The sequence below is a fragment of the Pseudomonas sp. 9.3L genome (assembly GCF_058536285.1).
Genome location: NZ_JBZUBK010000001.1, coordinates 2,170,710 through 2,193,407, shown reverse-complemented (window position 1 = coordinate 2,193,407; position 22,698 = coordinate 2,170,710). Strand labels below are relative to the sequence as shown.

Annotated in this window: 22 protein-coding genes; 14 read left to right on the top strand and 8 right to left on the bottom strand. The window is 59.4% G+C overall.

Features of this window, described 5'->3' with window-relative positions; translation table 11 throughout:
• Window positions 1–93: 93 nt before the first annotated feature.
• Genes AC4LE2_RS10035 through AC4LE2_RS10005 form a run of 7 tightly spaced genes read left to right on the top strand, consistent with a single transcriptional unit; the run spans window position 94 to window position 7,261 of the window.
• On the top strand, window positions 94–1,488 hold the full coding sequence (locus tag AC4LE2_RS10035) for an iron-containing redox enzyme family protein (RefSeq protein WP_491825614.1): 1,395 nt from the start codon (window positions 94–96) through the stop codon (window positions 1,486–1,488).
• Window positions 1,403–1,765, top strand: a complete 363-nt coding sequence (locus AC4LE2_RS10030; protein ID WP_491825613.1) for a Rieske 2Fe-2S domain-containing protein — start codon at window positions 1,403–1,405, stop codon at window positions 1,763–1,765. The genes AC4LE2_RS10035 and AC4LE2_RS10030 overlap by 86 nt, the downstream gene beginning before the upstream one ends.
• Before the next feature lie 46 nt (window positions 1,766–1,811).
• Window positions 1,812–2,780, top strand: a complete 969-nt coding sequence (locus tag AC4LE2_RS10025) for a class I SAM-dependent methyltransferase (RefSeq protein ID WP_491825612.1) — start codon at window positions 1,812–1,814, stop codon at window positions 2,778–2,780.
• A 59-nt stretch (window positions 2,781–2,839) separates the two neighbouring features.
• Window positions 2,840–4,126, top strand: coding sequence for an MFS transporter (locus tag AC4LE2_RS10020; protein ID WP_491825611.1), 1,287 nt, complete (start codon window positions 2,840–2,842; stop codon window positions 4,124–4,126).
• A 14-nt stretch (window positions 4,127–4,140) separates the two neighbouring features.
• Window positions 4,141–5,073 carry an alpha/beta hydrolase gene (locus AC4LE2_RS10015; RefSeq protein ID WP_491825610.1) on the top strand — a complete coding sequence of 311 codons (933 nt, stop codon included), beginning with the start codon at window positions 4,141–4,143 and terminating at the stop codon, window positions 5,071–5,073.
• On the top strand, window positions 5,070–6,344 hold the full coding sequence (locus AC4LE2_RS10010; protein WP_491825609.1) for an ATP-grasp domain-containing protein: 1,275 nt from the start codon (window positions 5,070–5,072) through the stop codon (window positions 6,342–6,344). Before AC4LE2_RS10015 ends, AC4LE2_RS10010 begins: the two co-directional genes overlap by 4 nt.
• On the top strand, window positions 6,341–7,261 hold the full coding sequence (locus tag AC4LE2_RS10005; protein ID WP_491825608.1) for an alpha/beta fold hydrolase: 921 nt from the start codon (window positions 6,341–6,343) through the stop codon (window positions 7,259–7,261). The genes AC4LE2_RS10010 and AC4LE2_RS10005 overlap by 4 nt, the downstream gene beginning before the upstream one ends.
• Here AC4LE2_RS10005 and AC4LE2_RS10000 read toward each other — a convergent pair.
• The gene (locus tag AC4LE2_RS10000) at window positions 7,224–7,844 is read right to left on the bottom strand and encodes a FadR/GntR family transcriptional regulator (RefSeq protein WP_491825607.1); all 621 of its coding nucleotides are present in this window, start codon (window positions 7,842–7,844) and stop codon (window positions 7,224–7,226) included. The two genes, AC4LE2_RS10005 and AC4LE2_RS10000, sit on opposite strands and share 38 nt — an antisense overlap.
• A 226-nt stretch (window positions 7,845–8,070) precedes the next feature.
• On the opposite strand from AC4LE2_RS10000, the gene AC4LE2_RS09995 reads away from it, so the two are divergent.
• The 4 genes from AC4LE2_RS09995 to AC4LE2_RS09980 are packed head-to-tail and all read left to right on the top strand — an operon-like array spanning window position 8,071 to window position 12,334.
• Window positions 8,071–9,813 (top strand): gamma-glutamyltransferase family protein, encoded by a 1,743-nt coding sequence (locus tag AC4LE2_RS09995; RefSeq protein WP_491825606.1) that lies wholly within the window; start codon window positions 8,071–8,073, stop codon window positions 9,811–9,813.
• Between the two features lie 16 nt (window positions 9,814–9,829).
• Complete coding sequence (locus tag AC4LE2_RS09990; protein WP_491825605.1) at window positions 9,830–11,257, top strand: MFS transporter; 1,428 nt, start codon at window positions 9,830–9,832, stop codon at window positions 11,255–11,257.
• Window positions 11,250–11,729, top strand: coding sequence for a GAF domain-containing protein (locus tag AC4LE2_RS09985; RefSeq protein ID WP_491825604.1), 480 nt, complete (start codon window positions 11,250–11,252; stop codon window positions 11,727–11,729). The genes AC4LE2_RS09990 and AC4LE2_RS09985 overlap by 8 nt, the downstream gene beginning before the upstream one ends.
• Window positions 11,726–12,334 (top strand): nucleoside/nucleotide kinase family protein, encoded by a 609-nt coding sequence (locus tag AC4LE2_RS09980; RefSeq protein WP_491825603.1) that lies wholly within the window; start codon window positions 11,726–11,728, stop codon window positions 12,332–12,334. The genes AC4LE2_RS09985 and AC4LE2_RS09980 overlap by 4 nt, the downstream gene beginning before the upstream one ends.
• Window positions 12,335–12,551: 217 nt before the next feature.
• Here the strand turns inward: AC4LE2_RS09980 and AC4LE2_RS09975 are convergent, their stop codons facing one another.
• Window positions 12,552–13,475 carry a dihydrodipicolinate synthase family protein gene (locus AC4LE2_RS09975; protein ID WP_491825602.1) on the bottom strand — a complete coding sequence of 308 codons (924 nt, stop codon included), beginning with the start codon at window positions 13,473–13,475 and terminating at the stop codon, window positions 12,552–12,554.
• Window positions 13,476–13,673: 198 nt separating this feature from the next.
• On the opposite strand from AC4LE2_RS09975, the gene AC4LE2_RS09970 reads away from it, so the two are divergent.
• From AC4LE2_RS09970 to AC4LE2_RS09960, 3 genes are all read left to right on the top strand, one after another.
• On the top strand, window positions 13,674–14,639 hold the full coding sequence (locus AC4LE2_RS09970; protein ID WP_491825601.1) for a GntR family transcriptional regulator: 966 nt from the start codon (window positions 13,674–13,676) through the stop codon (window positions 14,637–14,639).
• A gap of 31 nt (window positions 14,640–14,670) precedes the next feature.
• Window positions 14,671–15,456, top strand: coding sequence for an SDR family oxidoreductase (locus tag AC4LE2_RS09965; RefSeq protein ID WP_491825600.1), 786 nt, complete (start codon window positions 14,671–14,673; stop codon window positions 15,454–15,456).
• Window positions 15,457–15,581: 125 nt separating this feature from the next.
• Window positions 15,582–16,787 carry a pyridoxal phosphate-dependent aminotransferase gene (locus AC4LE2_RS09960; RefSeq protein ID WP_491825599.1) on the top strand — a complete coding sequence of 402 codons (1,206 nt, stop codon included), beginning with the start codon at window positions 15,582–15,584 and terminating at the stop codon, window positions 16,785–16,787.
• Window positions 16,788–16,832: 45 nt separating this feature from the next.
• On the opposite strand, the gene AC4LE2_RS09955 is transcribed toward AC4LE2_RS09960, so the two are convergent.
• The 6 genes from AC4LE2_RS09955 to AC4LE2_RS09930 all read right to left on the bottom strand — a co-directional run bounded on the left by AC4LE2_RS09955 (window position 16,833) and on the right by AC4LE2_RS09930 (window position 22,676).
• A complete protein-coding gene (locus AC4LE2_RS09955; RefSeq protein ID WP_491825598.1) occupies window positions 16,833–18,005 on the bottom strand; it encodes a M24 family metallopeptidase in 1,173 nt (390 codons plus the stop codon).
• A gap of 1 nt (window position 18,006) precedes the next feature.
• Entirely contained in the window at window positions 18,007–19,107 is a 1,101-nt protein-coding gene (locus AC4LE2_RS09950) for a mandelate racemase/muconate lactonizing enzyme family protein (protein WP_491825597.1), read from the bottom strand.
• Complete coding sequence (locus AC4LE2_RS09945) at window positions 19,104–20,273, bottom strand: M20 family metallopeptidase (protein WP_491825596.1); 1,170 nt, start codon at window positions 20,271–20,273, stop codon at window positions 19,104–19,106. The genes AC4LE2_RS09950 and AC4LE2_RS09945 overlap by 4 nt, the downstream gene beginning before the upstream one ends.
• A 9-nt stretch (window positions 20,274–20,282) precedes the next feature.
• Window positions 20,283–21,041: an amino acid ABC transporter ATP-binding protein gene (locus AC4LE2_RS09940; protein ID WP_491825595.1), complete on the bottom strand. Its 759-nt coding sequence runs from the start codon at window positions 21,039–21,041 to the stop codon at window positions 20,283–20,285.
• 12 nt (window positions 21,042–21,053) lie between these two features.
• Window positions 21,054–21,779 (bottom strand): amino acid ABC transporter permease, encoded by a 726-nt coding sequence (locus AC4LE2_RS09935; protein ID WP_491825594.1) that lies wholly within the window; start codon window positions 21,777–21,779, stop codon window positions 21,054–21,056.
• 69 nt (window positions 21,780–21,848) lie between these two features.
• A complete protein-coding gene (locus AC4LE2_RS09930) occupies window positions 21,849–22,676 on the bottom strand; it encodes an ABC transporter substrate-binding protein (RefSeq protein ID WP_491825593.1) in 828 nt (275 codons plus the stop codon).
• Between the last annotated feature and the right edge of the window lie 22 nt (window positions 22,677–22,698).

Here is a 22,698-nt window from a genome sequence, read left to right as displayed (position 1 = left end):
AAGGCTAATCCTGCCAAAAGGTTTGGGGGATTGTCAGGCACGTTATGAGTCTTCAGGTCAATCGGCTAAATCTCATTATCTGGGAGTCGTGCAATGGACGCGTGGTTGAAGAAAGACGTTGAGCGGAATATGGCGCAGCTAGGTGAACTAGAGATCTACCACGATGGGGAGGACTGGACGGAAGCAGAAAATGTGTGGAAACGCCCCCTTCGACCCCAGGCCTTTCCCTACACCACGTTTGATAGCGTCACGCGAGAAACGCTTTTTGACTATTCATCACTGACGATGAATAGAACCCTTACGGCTTTATACGAACAAGATTTCCTCTATCTGCCAGCGTCCTCGACAAACATTGTGGAAGGCTTGAAAAGCGCTTACAGCAACACCCAGCGGGCTTTGTCAGATGCGCTTATTCCACCGCTGCAAGACAGAGTGCTTGGCTGTATCGAAAGAGAAGTAAACGTTGGAGGCGAATGGACGCAAGATTTATTCAAGCGTTTTCTTGCAACCAGGCTTGAGCCTTCCAGCGAAGCGCCAGATGACTCACTTGCACTCATTGATGGCGCGAGCGACCCTAAATTGTTGGTGCCCTTGCTACTGATGCAACACGCGGTAGACTTTCTTCCTGAGTCGTCACACATGGCACGGTTTGCCAAAGGCGATTATGGCGAGGTTCAGTCTGCAGTCTTCCGGGTACTGCTTGATGAATTTGGCTATGGGAAACATGCTGTCAAACACAGCACGCTCTTCAAACAGACCCTGAAATCCATCGGGCTACTCGATAATTCCCATGCGTATTGGAATTACTACCTCACGTCCTCTCTACTGAATAACAACTACTTTCACAAGCTGACTCGGAACCCTGAGTGTTTCTTTGAGTATGTCGGTGCCATTACTTACGCAGAAAACGCTTTCGGGCCCTACTGCGCAAGGGTCAAGCACCTGCTGCTCAAACACTTTCCAGAGGCAGATGCACGGTATTACACGGAGCACGTACACATCGATGGCTTCCATGGCTCGATGACACTTAATGAAATCCTGCTCCCGTTGGCAGATAAATATGGAGCCTGCGTTTATCCAGAATTCGTCAGGGGCATCGAGATGAGTTGCCTTCTGCAAGGCATCATGGAAGAAGACCTGTGCGCGCAGCTCACCTGGATGGACAAGCGCCCTCAGTACCGACAGCTGGCCATGGACATCAAATCCGCAGTGCTCTCGAACATCGAAAACATTCCAGTGGCTCACCTCAATGAACCAAAAGGCGAATTGTCTGTACCTCACGTACATGATGGCGATGAATTTTGTATCGTCGATGAAGGCCTGCTGAGGTTTTGCCACGGCCCCGATTGTTTCAGCGACCTTTCACCTGGCGACTGTGTCGTGATTGCAAAAAACAGATTGCATGGCGCATTGGTATTGTCTGATTTTTGCAAATATCGAATTCTCTCTATCGGGGATTATCGCCACTATGCGACTTATAGCCTTTGATAGATCAGATACCACGCCAGTGATCAAAACAACGATCAAATACATTCAAATGTTACGGGGGGAAGACGGGCAAATACTATTTAGAGATATGACCTGTGCCCACCGAGGAGGGCCATTGACGCATGGCAGTGAAGACATGGGCTCCATCATATGCCCGTGGCATGGAAAAAAGACCAAGACGTGCCGAATACGCTATCTGGATTTACCCTTCGTAGAAAACGCTAACACGGTTTGGGTAGGGCTACGGGATTTTGAGCGCCTTATACAAAACGTCTGATAAACGTCGCTTGAACTGGTCATGATGCCCAAACTGGAGATATAGCATGTTGAGTAACAACAACGAAGCTGTCTTTGAAGCGAATGCCATTACCGTACCCAGCCCCTTGGTTAGCAGCATTCCACGTTGGCACTTTTCCATGCTCAACGATCGGCAGCGTAATCAAGCCTTTTACGACTCGATTGTGGCCACGGATTTTAGCGATAAAACGGTTCTCGATATTGGTACTGGCTCAGGCCTTCTGGCCATGCTTATCGCGCGCAAGGGGGCCAAACACGTGTATAGCTGTGAATCTAATTCACTGGTGGCAGCCAAAGCGCAGGAGATTATCCGCGCAAACGGGCTGGACCACCGGATCACTGTCATCAATAAACTGTCAACTGACCTCGCCCCAGGCCAGGATGTACCACGAAACATGGACGCCCTGATCTCGGAAACAGTTGATTGCGGTTTTTTTGGCGAAGGGTTTGGCCACGCACTCACTCATGCCAAGCGGGAGTTGATGAGCCCGCAGGCTATCATCATTCCGGAAGCTGTTAGGCTTCATGCATGTTTATTGTCCAGCCAGGCGGTCGCTAACCTGAATTACGTCTATGACGATATTTTTGGGCTGGATGTCAGCGCCTTCAACAAGTTTAGAACGGCGGGGTACTTTCCGGTAAGGCTACAAACATGGCCGCATCAACTTGTGAGCAACAGAATCGAGTTTTACAGCGCGCGCTTTGAGAGCAGTTTTTCCTTTGATTCACAGCGTGAATTGACCTTTACTGCAAACGCCAATGCCCTCGCACACGGCATTGTGTTCTGGTTTGACCTGTTCCTTAAAGACGACAATTGCCTTTCCAATGACCCCCATAACGTTCGTTCGCACTGGATGCAAGCCGTCCAGCTGTTCGATACCCCGCTCAACGTCAGGAAGTCGCGGGACTATCACCTCCCGGTGTCGCTGAGCTGTGATGGGGTGAAGTTTGGCCAGCACTTGACGGCCAGGACGTTGAACACCATTGCCAGTTGAGGTGCTTGCCGTCTGGCCTTGGTCAGGCGGCCTCGCTTTCGTTTACAAGGAGACGCTGTATGGACGCTGAACCCAACACGCCGCTGCCAAAGGCCGCCCATAGAAATTTCAATCTGCTGTGGTCTGGGCAGTCCTCTAGCTTAATGGGCAATCAATTCCTGGTAATCGCGCTTCCGTTTCTTGCAGTGCAGGTAATAGGGGCGACGCCGGCCCAAGCCGTGCTCCTGCCGTTTCTGATGTTCATACCCTTTTTGGCGTTTGGCCTCCCAGTAGGTGCGCTGGTCGACAGGCTGCCCAAGCGCAAGACGATGATCCTGGCTGATCTGGTGCAAATGGGCGTGTACGCCGCAGTTGCGTTACTGGCGATGAGCGGGATGCTGACCTTCGCTGTGCTCATGGGCTTCATCCTTGCCGCAGGGATTGCGACCGTGTTCTTCCAGGTGGCGTACAACTCCTTCCTGCCAGAGATTTACTCGGCAACGTCTGATCTGCAAAAAGGTAATGCAAAGCTGTTTTTCTCGGAGTCCATCGCCCGCACCTTAGGGCCAGTGGCGGCCGGGCCGTTAATAGCGGTGTTCGGCCCGCCGATCGCCATCCTCTTGAATGGAGGCTCGTTCCTGGTATCGGCCATCACGCTCGGCCTGATCCGCGACCAGCAGGCGTCCCGTGAAAGCACGGCGCACAGCACGGGCCCAACCTCAATCATGGACGATATAAAGGCTGGGCTCAGGTTTGTATTTTCTCATCCCAAGCTTGAGCCGGTGTTTTTCTGTGGCGCGGTGTATGTGTTGTTTCTAACCGTCATCGAAACCAGCCTGGTGCTGTATTGCAAGGACGTTCTGCTGCTTTCACCCAGTGCCATTGGCATCGTGATAGGCGCAGCCGCCGCAGGTTTCCCTATTGCCAACCTTATCGCCGCCAGGTTGATGAATGCCTTGGGCGTGTCGCGCACGTTGGTACTGGCGGCTGCTACCTCGGTCAGTGGGCTGTTCCTGATCGCAGTGTTCGGTGCGTCCGGATCAGTCGTTGGGCTCATTGCCGCCAGCGTGCTGCATGGGTTAGGCGAGGGCGTCTTTGGCCCTACGTCGTTGACGTTGCGGCAGACCGAGACGCCGCTGCCACTGCTAGGCCGGGTCAACTCGGTACAGCGCTTCATGATCTGGGGCGCGATTCCCCTTGGCAGCCTCATGACATCGTTGATCATCAAGGTCGCCGGGCTTGAATGGACCCTCTGGGTGGGTGGGGTAGGTACCGCGTTGTGCCTGTTACCGCTGATTCGTCGCGGAATCCTGGCAGACCTGCGCAGGCCGGAAATACGTTTTGCGCCTGACTCATCACCTAGCTGACTGGAGCCGCCTTTATGACCTATGCCCCTGGTATCGAAGAGTTCGTCGACCGTTGCAACGCCATTATGCCCGCTGATTTCTTTACGTATGAGGTGCATGAACAGCGCCGTCTCTATCAGAGCCTGATCGTTGAGTTCCCCTACGAAGTGCCGACGGATGTGCGTTGGGAAGAGCAGACCGTGATTCACAACGGCGCCCCCTTGCGTTTCAGGTTGTATGAGCCCACCCGCATCGCAAGTGATGGGCTTGTGCTCTATATTCGCGGCGGTGGATTTGTCTTGGGGTCACTCGACACCCACCACTCGGTCTCGGCGGAAATCGCGTCCAAGGCCGGGGTAAAAGTCATGGCCGTGGATTTCAGGCTGGCGCCGGAGCACCCGTTTCCCGTCGCGCTGGAAGACTGCTACCAGGCCTTGATGTATGCCAGTGAACACGCAGCCGCTTTAGGCATCGACCCCCGAAGTATCATCGTCGCGGGCGACAGCTCAGGCGGCAACATGGCGGTAGTCGTCTCGATGATGGCGCGTGATCGCAATGGCCCTGTGCTCGCGGGGCAGGCGCTGATCAGCCCGGTTCTGGACTTCACCCGGTGGCGCCACGGTGGCGCTGACGCGCCGTTACTCACCGGCGGGGAGATGGAGTTCTATACGGCGTGCTACGCGCCAGATCCAGACACTGCCTCCCAGCCTTACATCTCTCCGCTGATCGCGGGCGATTTCAGCAGGCTTCCCAAAGCCTATGTCATGGGCGCCGAGAAGGACTCTCTGGCCATTGATGCACAATTGTATGCGCAGGCGTTGCAGCGTCAGGGCATTGAGGTAGAGCTGGTGATAGAGCCGGGCATGGTCCATGCCGCGATTCGCGCACGCGCACTGAGCCCTACCGTGGAGGACGCCTGGACGCGTTTTTGTTCGAAGGTCGGCGAAATGACCAGGGTGGCCGCATGATTTCCTCCGGTGGCCGCTTCGCGGTGATCGTCGATCCCTATTCGTCCGGCAATCTGTTCGCTGCCCAATTCGCGTTGTCAGGCGTTCGGCTTATTGCGGTATTGTCCAGCGCCGAACCTCCAGAGGTGTATGCGGCGTCCTATAAGCCGGAAGATTTTTTCATGGTGCGGGTGGCAACCGCTTCGGGTCTGCAATCCCTGGTCAAGGAGCTGCAGGCCTACGCGCCTCTTTGTGTGCTGACGGGATGTGAGTCGGGCGTGGAGCTTGCCGAGCGCCTCACGCCGATGCTTGTACCTGCGACCTCGAACGCTACACAGCTCGCAGGCGCCAGGCGTGATAAAGGCCTCATGGCCGCCGCCGTGGTCGCGGCCGGCGTACCGATGATGAAGCAAATTTGCACCAGTGACTTTGTCGAGGTGGAGCGGTGGCGCCTGGAACAGGGTCTGGCAAATAAGCATCTGGTCGTCAAGCCACCAAAGAGCGCAAGCACGGACGGGGTGAGCAAAATAAGCCCTGCCCACAGCCTTCAGGCTGCGTTCAAACAGCTACTTAATAAGCCGAATCGCCTTGGCATCATTAATGACCGGGTGGTGGTCCAGGAATACCTGGAGGGCACCGAGTACGTGGTGGATACCTTTAGCCATGGCGGCGTGCACACTCTTTGCAGCCTGTGCAAGTACACCAAGCTGGCGAATGCCCACGGCATGGCCATCTATGACCGGATGGATTGGGTAAGCCCCGATGACGCGGTGGTTGAACCGCTGGCCGCTTACGCCGCACAGGTGCTGGATGCCTTGGGTATCGAGTGGGGCAATGCCCACATTGAGATCATGCAGACTGAAAACGGGCCGCGTTTGATTGAGCTGGGCGCCAGGCCTCACGGAGGCGGGCATCCACGGTTGTGTTACCTCGCAACCGGTGACAGCCAGGTCCACCGAGCCACCCGGTACTTCGCCCAAGGCATCGTTCCACCGCTACGCTTCACCCTACGCAAGCGTATGTCGGTGGTGTTTTTCCGAGCCTTGGCACCCTCTGTAGTGCGCGATGTCAGCAAGTTACACAGGCTGGCAGCGTTGCCTGGCTATGTCGATGCCAGTATCCAGGTGCGGGACCACCAGCGGGTCCCCGCCACGCAGGATTTATTCGCCACCCTGGCCCTTGGATTTGTGGTGCTGGCCCATGACGATCTGCAGCAACTGAGTACTGATATACAGGCGGTCCGTCACGCTGAAGCCGAGGTGTTCGAGCACCTGGCGCAGGGGGTTGCATGATACCCCATAGCCCCCATGCGCCAGGTGCACTGCATAGCGTCCGAGCGAAGCGTCTATGGGTCGAGGAGGCGGGGGCAGGGGAGCCGTTGATGCTCCTCTCAGGGCTGGGCCCGGCCGGCTCTCATGCCATCTTTCACCCGCACTTCGACGCCCTGCATAACCACTTTCGGGTGATCTATGTGGACCTGTACGGGCGTGGGCGTTCTGATACGCCAGATGATCTGTCAGGTATCACCTTTGAAGAGGATGTGCGCGATGTCATAGCGCTGATCGAGCTTCTGTGCCCAGAGGGCGCTCACCTGTTCGGATTTTCCTATGGTGGCTTGATCAGCCTGCAGGTAGCGTTGCACGCACCTCATCAGGTGCTGACGCTATTACTTTGCAACACGCTGTATAGCCCTGGGATGTGGCAAAAAAACCATGAACACATTAACCACGTCATTGCCCACCAGTTGCCACAGGTATGGGGGCAGATCCTCGCATTGCGCGACGCGGGGCAGGTGTCTACCTCAGCCGATATGCAGGCGTTATTCGGTGAAGCGGCTACGCTCGTCAGGTTCTACGCGCCCGACAATGCCAAACGGCTGTTCACCGAACCGGGCGCGCGTAATACGGCGCTGTATCCGCTATTCTGTGGCGCTGACGTGGATTTCGACATTGGCGGGCAGTTGCTGGCAATCCCTGACTTCAGGCCGTTGCTGGGTAAGCTTGCGATGCCCGTGAAGGTGTTGGCCGGGCGTCATGACCGTGCCCTGTACCCCGATCTGCAAATGGGTTTCCAGGCGCCAGGCATAACGCTAGTGTTTTTGGAGCGCAGTGGGTCGTTCGGTTTTATCGAGCAGACCGAAGCCGTACTGGCGCACATCAAGGCCCATTGCGTTACCCGCGCTGCCGAACCCCTGTCAGGTGCTCCCTGAGTGCCTCGGTGGCGCGCTCCGCGTCACGTGACGCAATGGCCTGCGCAATCGCTTGATGCTGTTTGCCAAAATACCTGCGGTCTGCCTCCGACAGGGTGGTTTTCCGGAAATGAGGCTTGGCGCGCACGCTGTTGATGAGCTCGACCAGCGCGACGATCGCCGGGTTACGGGTCGCCTTGGCAATCAGCAGATGGAAGTTGTGGTCGTAGAGCTTCCAGTCAGTGTCTGACATTGCGGCGCTGCCCATCTTTGCAAAGCGCATCAATTCGGTCAGGTCTTCAGGGGTTGCTTTGAGTGCCGCAAGGCCTGCCAAGGAGGGCTCTACCATCAGGCGCATCTCTGCGATGTCCGATGGGCTGGTGCCCACCTTCAGGCCCTGCAGGGACGGGCTGAATTTCTCCGGCCGCCCCCCTACGTAAGTGCCGCGGCCAACCCCTCGCCAAATCAAACCGGCCACCTCCACACGCGCCAGTTCGGCGCGCAGCTTCGCCCGGCTGATACCTAACTGTTCAGCCAGCACGCGTTCGGGTGGCAGCGCTTGCCCGGCCGTGAGCTGATTATCACGAATGTAGGCCTCGATCATTAAACCAATCCTTATTGGTATAGAAGCGTGATGGTGCAGTCTCTAGAGAGATGCTGCCATTAGGTGCATTATCCTGTCTAATATCCAGGTAAATGTTGACACTCCTGGAGTGGCACCTATATTGCTATTCCACCTGCAGACACTTCAAATATAAAACCAATCTGCATTGGTTGGAGATTCTACGATGGCCTTTACGACGCGTCCAGAGATCCTTGGGACCTTTGGTATGGCAACTTCTACCCACTGGCTGGCATCTACGGCAGCGATGGGCATTCTTGAAAAGGGCGGTAATGCCTTCGATGCTGCCGCTGCTGCAGGCTTCGTGCTGCAGATCGTCGAGCCGCACCTCAATGGGCCGGGCGGGGAAGTGCCGATCATTTTTTACAGCGCCGCTCAAGCGCAGGTAAAGGTGCTCTGCGGCCAAGGTGTCACACCGGCTTCCATGACGTACGAGGCGCTGGCCGCGTTGGACCTGAACGTGGTGCCCGGCACAGGCATGCTTCCCGCAGTGGTGCCAGGGGCCTTCGGGGCCTGGATGACCCTGCTGCGTGACTATGGCCAGCTGCCGTTGGAGGACGTGCTCAGCTACGCGATCGGGTATGCCGAGCACGGCTACCCTGTGGTGCCGCGCATGTCGGCGTCCATCATGGCCATTTCGGATTTTTTCAATCGAGAATGGCCGACCTCTGCCGAACAGTGGCTTGTGGCGGGCCAGGCGCCGCGCCCCAATTCGCGCTTCGCCAATCCGACCATTGCGGCCACCTACAAGCGTATTCTGGCGCACGCCAAAACCACGCCTGATCGCAGTGAGCAGTGCGAACGCGCTCGGCAGGCCTTCTACGAAGGCTTCGTTGCCGAAGCGGTGGATGATTTTTTCCGCCACAACGCCGTACTCGATACGTCCGGTCGCTACAACACGGGCCTGCTCACCGGCCAGGACATGGCCGAATGGAAGGCCACCTATGAAACCTCCACTCACTATCACTATCAGGGGTACGACGTTCACAAAACCGGCCCCTGGGGCCAAGGCCCGGTATTCCTGCAGCAGCTCGCCTTGCTGGAGCACTTCGATGTCGCCGGCATGCCCCCCAACAGCCCTGAGTTCGTACACACCGTCATTGAATGTTCGAAGCTCGCCTTTGCCGACCGGGACGTGTTTTACGGCGACCCTGATTTCTCCACCATTCCTATGGACCACTTGCTGAGCCGTGACTACAACCGCGCACGCGCCGGCTTGATCGACCCTAATCGCGCCTCCCTTGCATTCCGCCCCGGCGTACTGGACGGCAGCAGGGCAGGGGCTGAAATCGTATTGCGCAACGCTGGCCGGCAGCAGCTGGGCGGCGCAGGGCAGGGCGAGCCTACCTTCGCTGACCTGCCAGAGCTGCGAGGCGACACCGTGCACCTGGACGTGGCAGACCGTTGGGGCAATGTGGTGTCGGCCACGCCCTCGGGCGGGTGGCTTCAAGCAGCCCCAGCCGTGCCGGGCCTTGGCTTCAACATCACCACCCGCGCCCAGATGTTCTGGATGGAGCAGGGCCTGGCGTCGTCCATTGGGCCGAGACGCAGGCCTCGAACGACGCTCACGCCCACCTTGGTAATGAAAGACGGCAAACCCCATTGTGCCTTTGGCTCGCCGGGAGGTGACCAGCAGGACCAGTGGACCTTGCAGATGTTTCTCAAGCACGTGCATCACGGCATGAACCTGCAGGAAGCGATCGATGCGCCCACCTTCCAGACGGCGCATTTGATCAACTCCTTCTACCCCCGGAATTTATCGCTCGGCAAGATCAGCGCGGAATCGCGTTTCCCTGAGCGAACCCTTGAAGCACTGCGCCAGAAGGGGCACGACCTGACCGTCAGCGGCGCTTGGTCCTTGGGGCGCGTGTGTGCCATTGGCTGCAGCGACGGCCTGCTTCGTGGCGCCGCCACCCCCCGACAAATGCAGGCCTACGCGGTCGGTCGTTAAGCCCAGGAGAAGCACTATGTCCACTATTGCCGCACGCATCGAACGCCTTCCGCTCTCTCGCTTCCACTTCATGCTGCTGATGATTGGTGGCTGTGGGTACCTGTTCGATGGCCTGGACTCCTCATCACTGGCGTTCATCTTGCCGATGGTCAAGCAGGCCTGGGGGTTGAGTAGTTCGCAGGTTGGCCTGGTGGCCAGCAGCACCTACATCGGGTACTTCTTTGGCGCCTTTCTCTCAGGGGTGCTCGCCGATGTGCTCGGGCGCCGGGTCATCATGATGAGCGCACTGGCCATCTATTGCGCCGCGTCGCTGGCCAGCGCCTTCATGAATGACTGGCCCACCTTCTTCGCCTGCCGCATCCTGGCAGGCTTTGGGTCTGGCGCAGAGGCGGTGGTGATCGCGCCGTTTTTGGCTGAATTCATCCCTCAGCGCTACCGGGGCATGTTCTGCGGCGCCCTGGTGGGGTTCATGTCCTTGGGCTATTTCTCCTCGGCCATCCTGGGCTACACCGTGGTCAGCGCCTTCGCCGATGGCTGGCGCTACATCGCGATCATTACCTCGCTGCCGGTGGTGATGCTGCTGTGGTGGCGCCGTAAACTGCCGGAATCTGCCCGCTGGCTGGAAAGCCAGGGCCGTACCGACGAAGCTGAAAAGGTTGTGGCGAAGATAGAAGCGCAGTTTGCGGCGCGCGGGATTACCTTACCCGCCCCAAATCCCACGTCGATTCCAGCCTTCGAACCATCGTCCAAAACCAGTGCATTGAGTAACGTGAAAGCTATCTGGAGCCCGCCGTTGGCGAGCACCACCGCGCTGACCTGGTGCATGTGGTTCACCGTCGCCTTCGCGTACTACTCGTTCTTCTCCTGGATACCCAGCCTGCTGGTAGCCCAGGGGCATACCATTGCCAAGAGCTTCTCGTACTCGATCGCTATTTATGGCGCTCAGATTCCGGGGTACTTCAGCGCGGCCTACCTCAATGAAAAGCTCGGGCGCCGCCGTGTGGTTGCCTTGTATATGACGTGTGGCGGCCTGTCTGCCATTGCGCTGGCATTTTCCAGCAGCGTGCCGGCCATCATGGCGGCAGGCATGTGCCTGTCCTTCTTTATGAACGGCGCCTTCGCGGGCGTGTACGCCTACACGCCAGAGCTGTTCCCCACGCACCTGCGTACAACAGGTGTGGGTTCGTCATCCTCGTTCGGGCGCCTGGGGTCGGTGAGTGCGCCCATTCTTGTAGGCTTCGTGTACCCCATCGCAGGGTTTGCAGGGGTATTTGGCATGACTACCACGGTGCTCGCTATTGGCGCCGGCGTAGTGATCGTCTTTGGCATCGAGACGCGCAACCGGTCGCTCGAAGACATTTCTGAGCAACGCCTGAAAGCAAAATCCAGCAGCGCTGGTGTAGGCTCTAGTGCCCAGCCCCCTATCCGAGGTAACAATGCTTAGCCCTGCCCAGGTCACTGAGCTGAGCGCCGCCTTGCGCAGTGGCCACGCCGCGCAGGTGTTTGCGGCCATAGACGCGATTGCATGCGCCGCCATTGGCTGCCAGATGCTCACCATCATGCGCTATGACCGCACACATTCGACCTTGGCGCGCGTGTATAGCAATCGCCCGGATGACTACCCGGTAGGCGGCTCTAAAGTCAAACAGCAAACCCCGTGGAAGCAGCAATTGCTGGATGAGGGCAGGGTGGTGCTGAGCAATGACGCCGGGGTGCTTCAGGCCAACTTCGACGACAGCACCACCCTGATCGCATTGGGGATAGAGGCAATCCTGAACATTCCCGTTCTCGACCGAGGGGCCTGTATAGGCACCCTTAACTTCGGCCACCGTAGCGGGTGGTTCACCCAGCAGCATGTGGATATCGGTACGGTACTGGCGGCTCTGCTGGTGCCGGCCCTTGGGCCGAACGCGTGAGCCGCCCGCTGTTCATTTCGATGGACGGGCCAAAGGGAACACGCAAAACCACCTTGTTGGAGGCGGTGACCCGTGTACTGCGTGCCGACCAGCATACGGTCATACGGCTCTGCGAGCGTAAACGTGACCCGCACCGGGCCGAGACCATGGCCATGGTGAACAGGCTGGCTAAACACCCTGACCCGGCGTTGGAGCTGAAGGTGTGTGAGCGGCTGGCCGCCAGCCGGGGTTGGGTGTCTGCGCATGTGCTTACCCAGCAGCCAACGGGCAGTATCATTCTGATCGACCGCTGGTACCCGTCAGACGCCGCCTTCCGCCGCACTGTCCCGTTTGCGGACATCCTCAAGCTCAACCTCGATCAACAGGTGCAAGTGCCGGACCTGCACGTGGGCGTGATCACCGCGCCCGAGGTGTCATGGGCCAGGGCAGCCGCCCGTTCCCGAGGGCTGGGCAGCACCGTGATACACCACGTGGAAGAGCAGTACGCCTGCACTGAGGCGTTCGAACGCGTAAGTGAAGAGCAGGGGTGGTTTCTGTGCCGGAATGAAGGCACGGTTGAGGAGGCTACTGAGCGGGTGGTGGCTGAGGTTTGCAAACTCTTTTGAGGGGCGGGGGTTGAAGCGTTAGGTAACTGGCACTGGCTCCAGCACATGTTCGGGCAAAGAGGCTGATAAGGAGGGAATCAACGACGTCTGAGTACGGTGTACCGCCATGCTTGGGCTGCGTCTGGCTTCATGAAGTTGAAGCCAGAGGTTGCCGGCCGCCTGGTTCGGCAGGAGCCGCACCACCTTAAACAGCAGGGGCAGCGTACATCTGCCTCGCTCAGCGTGGCATCGCTATCCCCGCCATAGGCTCGGCAGCCAACGCCTTCAAGGCCTCGGCGACCTCTTCCAGTGCTGCCCCTTGCAAATCCAGCAACGGCTGGCGCACAGAACCGCCTTTGAACCCGCGCAGGTTCATGATCGCCTTGGTCGTCTGCGGCTGGCCATGCTTGCGCGCCAATTCACGCAGCGGGAACCACAGCGCGTGTAGGCGAGTCGCGGTTTTGGCATCGCCGTTTTCCAGCGCCCGGTAGGTGGCGAGAATCAGCTCCGGCAGCGCGCCACTGTTGGTCGAGCTGATACCGTCGAAACCGGCCATCATTGGCCCCGCAAACACCAGGTCCGAGGCGCAGAACAGTTTCAGCTGGTCACCCAGAGTATGGGCGATGCGGTCGATGACGGTAGGTGTCAGGTCGCCTTGCTTGAGGCCCACGACGCCTTCGATACGGGCCAGTTGTTGAATGACCGGCACCGACAAGGTGATACCGATGCCGGGGGCGTTATAGATCAGGATGCCGGTCTTCGATAGCGGTGCTACCTGCTCGAAGAAACTGACGATTTGCGCGTCGGTGATTTCCGAGACGAAGGGCGGTGTCACCATTGGCAGCCCGCCAAGATCGCCGGCCAGTTGGGTCAACTCGCGCACGGTGCGGGCATCGGAACCGGCGGTGCAGAGCATGACCGGGACCCGGTCACCCACAATCGCCATGACCCTACGAAACAATTCGGCCCGCTCCTCAGAGGTCATCACCGGGAATTCGCCGTAGGTACCGCCAATCAGTAGGCCATCGTAGCCAAGGCCAATGACGCGCTCGATGTTTTCGGCCAGGGCGGCGAAATCGAACTCGCCGGCGGTAGTGAAGGGCGTGACGGTGATGTTGAAAATGCCGTTGAGGCGTTCACGGGTTTCCTGGATCGACTGCATGGGGGCTCCTGTAGAAAAGCGGTGTGGAGTGGCAATATTGTATTATTTGACATTACATGTACAATGAAAATTATCACGCCATTGGTCAATGTCACCGCCGACAGGTTGGGTTGCTCTGGCGAGAAGGGCGAGGGGGCCTGCGCTGTCTTTGTTACGATAGAGCCCCCCTTAACAGGCTTGACTTGAGGTTCATCTTTCATGGTTCCTTCAACGGGTCAGAACAGCCGCCGCTTGGCTAACCAGATCCTCGATGTAGTGCGCAAGGCTCGTTTCGAGCCGGGGCACCACCTACGTGAACAGCAATTGGCCGACCTGCTCGGCGTGTCCCGCACGCCAGTGCGCCATGCCCTGACGCTGCTGGCTGAAGAAGGAATCGTCGAGCGCCGGCCCCACCAAGGTTTTTTCCTGCTCAGGGCGTTCGATACCTTGCAGCGGGTCGAGCTTTCGGTATCGCAGAGCCTCGACGCCTCGTTGTACGAGCGCCTGGTCAATGACCGCCTTGCCGGCACCATTGACAATTCGCTAACCCAGACCGAAATCGCCAAGCGCTATGACGTCGATCGCGTCACCTTGACCAAAACCCTCACGCGCATGGCCGAAGATGGTCTGTTGATGCGGAACAAGGGCCATGGCTGGCGTTTCATGCCGACACTGGACAACGACGAAGCGTTGCGTAACGGCTACCAGTTTCGCCTGATGATTGAGCCAGCCAACTTTCTGAGCGCGCAATTCAAGCCGGACAACGCCGCGCTCGAACGCTCCCGCCTGCAGCACCTATACCTGGCCAGCCATTCGGATTCCGCTGCGCTGAGCAATGCGCAGCTGTTCGAGACCGACGCCGCATTCCATGAAATGTTCGCCGAGTTCGGTGGCAACAGCTTCATTCTGCAAGCGATTCAACAACAGAACCGGCTGCGCAAACTGCTCGAGTTCGCAGGCTATGCCAACCGACGCCGAGTGCGCGATTGGTGCACCGAGCACCTACAGATCATCGATGCGGTAGCGGAGGGGGACTTTCAGCTCGCCAGCGAACGCATGCGCAAGCACTTGAGCCACGCCGACAACGCGGCACAGACAGGCAAGAAGACTCAGGCCAAGGCCTCCGGCAGCCGGCGCAAGGCGGCAGTGGCAGGTCAGACACCCGCTATTTCAAGCAGCCCCTGACGGGCTGCTCTATTCCAGTGGAGACGTAACGATGGACATGGGGTTGCAGGACAAGCGCGCATTTGTATTGGGCTCGAGCCGAGGTCTGGGGTTGGCCATTGCGCAAAGTCTGGCGGCAGAAGGGGCGAGCGTGACCCTCTGCGGGCGTAATCGCGAGGCATTGCAGCAAGCCGTTGCCGGCCTGCGGGCCAGGGGCGCTCAGGCTGACTGCATCGAACTGGACCTGGCTAATCCGAGCCAGCGTGGCGAGGCACTCCAGGCACTGCTCGCTGACGGCCGCGAGTATGACATTCTGGTCAATAACGGTGGTGGGCCAGCGCCTGGCGCGGTTTCGGCGGTCGCTGCGGAGCAATGGCGCGCCGCGTTTGATGCCATGGTCGCGGCGTTGTTCGATGTCACCTCGCACATTCTGCCAGGCATGCGCGCCCGCGGCTGGGGTAGGGTGATCAATGTCGTATCGTCCGGCGTAGTTCAACCGATCCCTAACCTGGGCGTCTCCAACACGTTGCGCGCCAGCTTGATTGGCTGGGGCAAAACACTGGCCGCCGAAGTCGCTGGCGATGGCGTCACTGTCAACGCGGTGATCCCTGGTCGCATCGGCACCGCCCGCGTCGGTGAGCTCGACGCCGCCGCCGCCGAACGTAGCGGCACCACTGTCGAAGCGATCGCTCAGGCATCGCGCGCCACTATCCCCATGGGCCGCTACGGCGACCCCGCCGAATTCGCTGATGCCGTGTGCTTCCTGGCCAGCGCACGGGCTAGCTACATCACTGGCTCCACCGTGCGCGTGGACGGCGGCCTGATTCGCAGCATCTGATCATTTTCATCCGTTACTGACATTTCTCCACGTTCGGCCTTCGAGTCGATGGTGATTTAAATTGGTCCTCTATTGCTCTTTATGTACCAATAGAGGCAATTACTTCGAGGCACTTGAGTACCGCTATGTTCACACCCGTATTGGCTCAACGCATGGGGCGGGTCAGACCGTCCCCCACCGCAGAAATCTCGGACAAGGTGCGTGCACTCACTCAGCAAGGGCATTGCGTCATCAACCTAGGGGAGGGCGAGCTGGACTTTGCTACGCCCGCGCACATCTGCGCTGCCGGCATCGCCGCCATCGAGGCCGGGCAGACCAAGTACACCGCCGTCGCTGGCACTGCCCGGTTGAAGCAGGCGATCATCGACAAATTCCAGCGCGAGAACGGCCTCAGCTTTACGCCACAGGAAGTGATCGCCGGCTGCGGTGCCAAGCAGATCATTTTCAACGCCTTGCTGGCGACAGTGCAGGCCGGTGATGAAGTGATCATCGCCGCGCCGTATTGGGTTTCTTATCCTGACATGGTCGCACTTGCCGAGGGCACCTCACGCATGGTCGAGTGTTTCGAGCACGATGGCTGGAAGCTGCGGGCTGAAGCCCTGGAAGCCGCTATCACACCGAACACTCGCTGGGTATTGCTGAACTCGCCTAACAACCCTACGGGCGCGGTGTACAGCGAAAGCGAGCTGCGCGCCCTGACCGACGTACTGCTACGCTACGAGCATGTACTGGTGTTGGCCGACGATATTTACGAGCACACCCGCTTCGACCGCGTTTTCCACACGCCTGGGCAGGTCGAGCCGCGTCTATTGCCGCGCATGCTCACGGTCAACGGCCTGTCCAAGGCATTTTCAATGACGGGCTGGCGCATCGGTTATGCCGCTGGCCCGCAGTGGCTGATCGACGCGATTCAGGTGCTGCAATCGCAAAGCACGTCCAACCCTTCGTCGATTTCCCAGGCTGCGGCGGTGGTCGCGCTCGATGAAGGCACCGCATTCATCGAAGAGTGGGTCGCGCGGTTGGCCACGCGTCGTGATCGGGTCTTGAGCACCTTGCAACGCATCGACGGCGTCAAATGCGCGATGCCGGAAGGCGCCTTCTATCTGTTCGTCAACTGCGAGGGGCTGCTAGGCAGGAAGGCCCCGGATGGCACCTTGATCGACAGCGACCTGGCATTGGCGAGCTATCTGCTGGAAGCGGCCAAGGTCGGTACAGTGCATGGTTCGGCATTCGGTACGCCGGGTTACCTGCGCATCGCTTACGCGGTGGATGACCAGGTATTGGACACTGCTTGCCGTCGTCTCGAAGAGGCATGCGCACTGTTGCGCTAAGAAGCGCAGGGCACCGTCGCTTCAGCGAAGGTGCCCTGCGTTGCATCAGACCACCTGCAGGGGGCGCTCCAGCGTCCCGAGTACTCGGTAGCCGGTTTCAGTGATGACTACCGTTTCGCTGACGCCCACGGTGAATTCACCGTAAATGCGCAAGGCTGGCGGGATGTGAAAGCTCATGCCCGGCTGCAGCAACGTCTTGACGCCGCTGTATAGGCTCAGGATCGAACCTTCACCCCAGTCAGGCGCAAACGAGATACCCACCGAGTAGCCAGTACGTTTCTTGAACGCATCGGTATACCCGGCTTTGTCGATCACCGCCTGGCAGGCCAGGTGCGAGACCTCGCAAGGCTCGCCCGGGCGCAGCGCATCGAGGGCGGCCTGCAGGGCGTCCTGGCAGACTTTCTCCATGTCGATTGCCACTTGTGGCGGCTTGCCTAGCCAGGCCGAACGCATCAGCGCGGCATGGTAACGGTCGTGGCTGGCGGCCATTTCTAAAAACGCCGGCTCGCCCTGATTCAGCACGCGGCGACGCCACGTACCGTGGGGAATGCCACTGCGCGGGCCGCTCGAGACCAGCGGCTCCATGCCCATGTACTCAGACCCTGCTGCGATGGACGCCTGCAGCATCGCCGCGACCAGATCGTTTTCACTGGCACCGGCGCGCACTGCGGCCATGCCCGCGCGCATGCCAGCGTCGACGTAACGCGCAGCGTGCTCGAGTTTTCCGATCTCGGTGGCGGATTTCACCGCGCGCAGTTGCTCGACCAGGCCGGCACCGTCGTGGATATCGCCCAGGCGCGCCTGCAAGGCTTCGTAAACGGCAATCGGGAGGAACCAGCCGCGCTTGTCGATGGCAATGCGGCGTTGGCTCCAGCCTTTGCCTTGGATGGCCATGACCAGGACGTTTATTGGGTCATCGCCGTCCAGATACACTTGGGCATCGCTGATATAGGTGTTGGAGACGAAATTGAAGTATTCCAACTGGCGGATGATGAACAGCGGCTCGCCGTCGACCGGCAACACCAGGGCCTGGAAGGTGTAGTAGCCGGGGGTTTGCTGGCCGGTCAGGTAGAAGATGTTTTCGGGGCCGGTGACGATCATCACGTCGATGCCGGCCTGTTGTAAATTGCTGCGAGCGCGGCGTTGACGCTCGGCGTACTCCTCGGGTGCGAACGCCGACTCGGCGCCTTGGCGCAGGGAAGGGGGGAGGGCTGGCATGCTAGAAACTCCGGATCAATTGGGTGTCGGTAAGATTCAGGGTAACGCCCAGGCCTGGCACGGCAGCTAGCTGCGCGCAACCTTGAGCGTAATCCACGGGGCTCGCCGGGTCGTTGTCCAGGCCATCGGCACCGTACAACTCAGCGAACTTTGGCGTGCTCGCACACGCCAGGTGCAGGGCGGCGGCTGTAGCGGCGGCGCCTTCGTTCATTTGCCCGACCATGCAAACCACGTTGGCGTCTTGCAGTCGGCGCAGCGCCGCCAGGCTAGGTGCCAGGCCGCCGAGTTTGACCAGCTTGACGTGCGCCCAGACCGCGCCACCCAAGGTGCAAACACGCTCGATATCGGCATTGGAGGCCAGGCTTTCGTCCAGCATCAGCGGCATCGGCGCACGCGCGGCTAACTGTTCGATGGCTTGCCAATCGCCTGCGGCGATCGGTTGCTCGACATAGGCAAGGTCGAAGCGCGTCAGTTGTTCCAAGCGATGGAGCGCCTCGGCGGCAGACCACTGGCCATTAACGTCGACGGCGACGTTGATCTGGTCGCCGAAGCGCTCGCGCAGGGCATTCAGGCGTTGCACGTCGGCGGCGAAATCGGCAACGCCGATGCGCACTTTGAGGTCGCGAAAGCCGCGGTCGACATAACCTTGGGCTTGCGTGATGAACTGCTCGAACGGCGACCAGAACAACGTCTGGTTGGTCGCGTAGCGAACCATTGGGTTGGCCGCCGGGTTGAGCCACGCCGCCAATGGCACGCCAGCACGCTGGGCCAGGAGGTCGTGCAAGGCGCAGTCGATCAGGTTGCGCACCGGTGCGCCGATCGACCGCGCCCAGTCCGCCATGCTGGCCAGCAACTGGGCCGGATCTTCACGCCAGTCGATTGCCGCCAGCGCCAACTCGGCATCGGCGATGACTTGGGCTGGCGTGTAACCATTGAGGTAACCAATGTTGATGCGCACCTCACCGATTGCTCGGTACTGGCCGTCATTTAGGCACAGGTACAGGGCATGCAAGTCGGCGATGCTGCCGGACGCGGCGGTGTGCAGCTGCACACCGTTGCCGTAGCGCAGGTGGGCACTGCGCAGGGTGGCACGCAGCCTCACAGCGCGGCCTTTGGCAACATGCGCAAGGCGATGTCACGGTAGATCAGCGCCGAGGCGATGAACTCGTCGATGGGCACGAATTCGTCAGGCTTGTGCGCCACGGCCAGGGTGCCGGGACCGATCACGGTGCCGGTGGTGCCCAAGCTACGGAAGTGCACAAGATCGCAACCGCCCTGGAAGCCAAACGGGCCGGCATTGCCGTCGTTATGTTCGCGGCAGGCGTCGAGGCTGGCCTGCACGATCGGCTCGGCCAGCGCGGTTTCGGTGGCGCCGCCGGTGGTGGGCTTGTATTCCAGTACTTCAGCACGCACGCCGAAGCGCTCGTTGGCCAAGGCTAGCAGTTGGTCAATCTCGGCCTTGACTACGGCTTCATCCTCACCTGGGACCATGCGCCGGTCCAGCAGCAAATCGCAGGCGCCGGGCAGGACATTATCGGCATGGCCGCCATTGATGCGGGTGACCGTAAGGCTGGCTTCGCCGACCAGCGCGTGACAATGGCACTTGACCTCGGTGTGGTGGTGCTCTTCGATCAGGCCCAGCAGCTGCCCGGCGCGGTAGATGGCGTTTTCACCCAGGTGCGGGGTGCCCGAGTGGGCTGTCACGCCGTGCACACGCACCAGCGGCCTCAAGCTGCCCTTGTGCGCGGTATAGGCGCAGTTGGAGGTGGGCTCGCCGATTACCGCAAAGTCGATGTGCGGCGGCTGGTGAGCAACATAATGCTTGGCGCCTTCGCTGGCGATTTCTTCGTCGGCGGTAAAGATCAGCATCAGCGTACCTGACCATTGCTCGCGCACGCCGAGCAGCAGGCGCGAGCCTTCGATCATCGCAACCATCGGGCCCTTGGCATCGCAACTGCCGCGACCGTACAGCTTGCCATCGGCTTCATGCAGCACGAACGGGTCGGTTTTCCAGCCTTCGCCGGCCGGCACGGTGTCGATATGGGTGTTGAACGCGAAGGTCGGGCCGGGGCCGTTCACCAGGGTAGCGATAACGTTGACCCGGCCCGGTTTGTACTCTGACAGCGACAGGTCGAAGCCTTCGGCCTGTAGCAGATCACGCAGGAACTCGGCAGCCACGAGTTCTTGGCCCGGTGGGTTTTCGGTGTTGATCGCCACCAGGGCGGCGAGGTCATGTTTCATCCGGTTGAAGTCCGGTTGCTGGCTCATGGCAGGCTCTCAGTGCAGGATCTGGTCAAGGAAATGGCGGGTGCGAGGATTGACCGCGCCGTCAAAAAAAGCCGTCTTGCTGGCGTTCTCGATGATCTCGCCGGCCTCCATGAAGACGATACGGTCGGCGGCTCTGCGGGCGAAGCCCATCTCGTGGGTCACCACCAAGCTGGTCATGCCTTCGGCCGACAGGTCGGCCATTACGTCGACCACTTCACGGATCATCTCGGGGTCGAGCGCTGAGGTGGGTTCATCGTAGAGCATGACTTTAGGTTTCATTGCCAGTGCGCGGGCGATGGCCACGCGTTGCTGCTGGCCGCCGGAGATCTCGTCAGGGTAGGCGTCGGCCTTCTCCGGGATACGTACTTTGCCCAGTAGTTCGAGTGCCAAGTCGTGGGCGTCGAAGCGGTTCATTCCAAGCACCTTGATAGGCGCCAGCATGATGTTTTCGACCACCGACAAATGGGCGAACAACTCGAAGTTCTGGAACACCATGCCAATGTCGCGGCGCAGCAGGTGCACGTTGCGTTTGTCGAAACCGATGTGCCTTCCTTCAAAGAACATGTCGCCACCATCGGCCGGCTCAAGCTGGTTGACGCAGCGAAGGAGGGTGGATTTGCCCGAACCCGACGGGCCGATGATCACCATGGTTTCGCCGCTGTTAACGTTCAGCGAGCAGTTTTTCAGAACCTGGAAGGCACCGTAGTGCTTGTCTAGCCCAATCAATTCGAGCACCGGCTTGGCAGCAGTTTTTGCAAGGTTGTTCATGCCATAGGTCTCCTAGCGGACAGTAGCGCCGCGCGAGGTGCCCAGCACCCGCTCGGTCAGCGTCTGGGAAGAGCCCTTGCGACGCCGTTTGGGGTCCAGCTTGCGCTCGATCAACGCTTGTATTCCCATGAACAGGGTCGTCAGGATCAAGTAATAGATGCCCGCCGCAGTCAGTGCTTCGAAGTAGCGGAAGTTGGCGCTGGCCGTCTGGTTGGCGACCAGCATCAACTCTTCCACCGCCACGACTGAAACCAGCGCGCTGAGCTTGAGCATGCCGACCATCTGGTTGCCCATCGGTGGCAGGATCATGCGCGCCGCCTGAGGGATGACGATGTAGCGCATGACCGCGAACGGTTTCATGCCCAGCGCCAGGCCGGCAGTACGTTGGCCTCGCTTAACTGCTTGAAGGCCCGAGCGAATGATCTCGGCCATGTAAGCACCCTCGTTGAGTGACAGCGCCAATACAGCGCTGACGAGTGCCGACAGCCGGATGCCGAAGGTGGGCAGCACGTTGTAGATGAAAATGATCTGGAACAAAACCGGCGTACCGCGGAACAGCCACAGGTAGACCAGCGTGATGCCATTTCCGATGCGCGTGCGCGACTCTTGCAGCAGAGCGATGACCAAGCCGACGAGAACGCCGAAGAACAGCGAGTACAAGGTGATCTCCAAGGTAATCAACGCACCATGGAAGAACGCTGGAGAAATCAGATATTGCCAGACGAGTTCGAATGACATTTTACCTCCTCAAATGCTGGAGTCGGTCTGGCGAGCAGGCGAGATAGCCCAATGCCAGACCGTTCAAGATCAGTCAAACAACGAAACGCTTTTCGGGAATTTCCAGGTTTCAATCAGTTTCTTGTAGGTGCCGTCTGCTACCACTTCCTCGATGGCGGCCTGCAGGGCCGCGTGCATGGTGCCGTTGCCCTTTTGCACCGCCAGGCCAATCTGAGTGCCTGCCTCGAACTCCGGGCCTACGGTCTTGAATACGCCCGGTACTTCGTTCAGCAGTTGCACCACGCCTGGGGTTGAATCGAAGAATGCATCGGCACGGCCCTGGCGCAGGCTCAGTACCGAAGCCTGCGCGGTTGGCAGGGTTTGTACCTTGACCGCTGCCAGGCCGGCGGCCTTGCAGCGGGCGTCGTCCTGACGGGCGTAGGTTTCCTCGATGGCACCGAGCGTCACCGCAACGGTCTTGCCGCACAGGCTGTCGTCGCGGCCGGTAATCCCAGATGGATTATCTTGAGCAACCACCACTTGGTTGCCTATACGCAGGTACGGCACGAAATCGACTTGAGAGGCACGCTCGGGGTTGATGTACATCGCTGAGTTGATGACATCCAGGCGCTTGCCTTGCAGCGCAGGAATCAGCCCTTGAAATTCCATGTTCATTGGGAGGGTCTTCAGCCCCAGCTTCTGGCTGATGGCCGCGATAAGGTCAATATCGAATCCGGTCAGCTTGCCGTTGGCTTGAAATTCGAAAGGGGCAAACGTGGCGGCGGTACCGTAGGTCAGGGTCCCAGCAGTCACCAGGGCTGAAGGCTCAATCGTTGCCGCGCCAGCATGGTCGACAAGCAGGAAAGCGGCAGCGCAAAGCGCCGAGAGGCCTTTACTTAATCGGGTTTTGCGGATCATGCAGTTCTCCAATGCTAAATTG